Origin of the sequence: Mesorhizobium sp. M7A.F.Ca.CA.003.01.2.1 (genome assembly GCF_003998945.1) — a bacterium.
Lineage (GTDB): Bacteria > Pseudomonadota > Alphaproteobacteria > Rhizobiales > Rhizobiaceae > Mesorhizobium > Mesorhizobium ciceri.
In genome coordinates, this window is sequence record NZ_RZRA01001180.1 from 1 (window position 1) to 1,436 (window position 1,436).

The 1,436-nt window shown below is 62.7% G+C and carries 2 protein-coding genes; both read right to left on the minus strand.

Going from position 1 to position 1,436, the window contains the following annotated elements:
• A partial coding sequence (locus tag EN969_RS30985; protein WP_245467580.1) for a transporter substrate-binding domain-containing protein occupies window positions 1-681 on the minus strand: 681 nt, incomplete at its 3' end.
• Between the two features lie 55 nt (window positions 682-736).
• Window positions 737-1,336: a YdeI/OmpD-associated family protein gene (locus EN969_RS30990; protein WP_027160818.1), complete on the minus strand. Its 600-nt coding sequence runs from the start codon at window positions 1,334-1,336 to the stop codon at window positions 737-739.
• Window positions 1,337-1,436: the final 100 nt, after the last annotated feature.

The window sequence follows — 1,436 nt, forward strand, 5'->3', positions numbered from 1 at the left end:
CGCCAGAACCGCCTGCAGGAAGCCGAACGACGTCAGGGCATGCAGCACCGGCCGCCATGACGGCTGGTTGTTGAGCGGCGTTGCGATGCCGAGCCCGGTCGTGAAGAAGGGCTGCGTGAAGTCGACGGCCTTTTCGCGGTCGGCCGTGACCGTGATCGCGGCCATCGCCGCATCGAATCTGCCGCTGACGACGCCATCGATCTGGTCCTGCACGGCAGGCACTTCGACATAGTGGAAGCGCAGGTTGAGCCGCCCGGCCATTTTCTGCCAGAGGTCGATGCTCAATCCCGACCAGCTGCCGTCCTGCAGCTTGAACGCAAAAGGCGGCGCCTGTTTTATCCCGACCGAGATCTCTTTTGCCGGCGAGGCCGAGGGGGAAGCCAAGTCGGGAGAAGTCTGATCGGGCGAAGTCTGGGCAAGCGTGACCCCGGCTCCCACACACGCGACGATGACAATGAGACCCAGCGCCATCGTCCACGAAGCAACTCTTCTCAACGGCAACGACTCCCAGCGACCGGTCCGCCGCTCGATCGTCGCGGCTTTCGAAGGGTAGCCGCCGTGCCCTCCTCCGTCCACCAGCGATGTCGTTGCTGAAGCGGCCGCGCCACGCCGACCCCGAATTGCGCGAAAACAAGCAGTTGGAACAATTTCGCGATTCAAATCCTGAAGCGCTTCGCGCAACGAGGGATCCCTTGAGGACAGGCTTGCGGCGCCGAAGACGAACTCGCGCCAAACCTCACTTCCTGCCTTGCGGATGGATCGTCTCACCGCGCTTCAGCATTGCCACAAACGCTTCGATCTTCCTCTTGCGCCCGGCCTCCGTCTTCATGTTGTGAATGCGGAAGGCGAGCGCGAAGCGGTTTTGCGCGCTGAGCTTTGCCAACATCGCCTTCGCAGCGGGTTCGGCGTCTATGGCCGCTTGCAAATCATCGGGAATTTTCATCTCCTTGCCGCTGCCATAGGCGCGCGCCCAGCGCCCGTCCGCCTTCGCCGCTTCGACCTGTTTGAGCCCATGCTCGGTCATGCGGCCCTCCTCGACCAGCCGCGCCACATTGTCGATGTTGATCAGGCTCCAGATGCTCTTCCTGCCGCGCGGCGTGTAGCGCTGCAGGAAGCTCTTGTCGTCCAACCCTTTGCGCACCGCATCGATCCAGCCGAAGCACAGCACCACGTCGATGGCTTGCTTGGGGGTGATCGATTTCAATCCCGACCCCACCTTGTGCACCTTGATCCAGACTTCGGTTTCCGTGGCGTGGTGCTTGCTCAGCCAGGCGTAGAAGCCGGCAGGATCCGCGAATTCGTGGACCTTGGCGGGATCGACCTTGATCGGCGCCATCAGTCGGCCTGCCCGTTCGATGCTGTTGCCCCTCGCGTCATCGCTCTCACTGTCGTCCTGCCTCCGGCATCATGCCCATCGTCATTGGCCAGCATCGTGG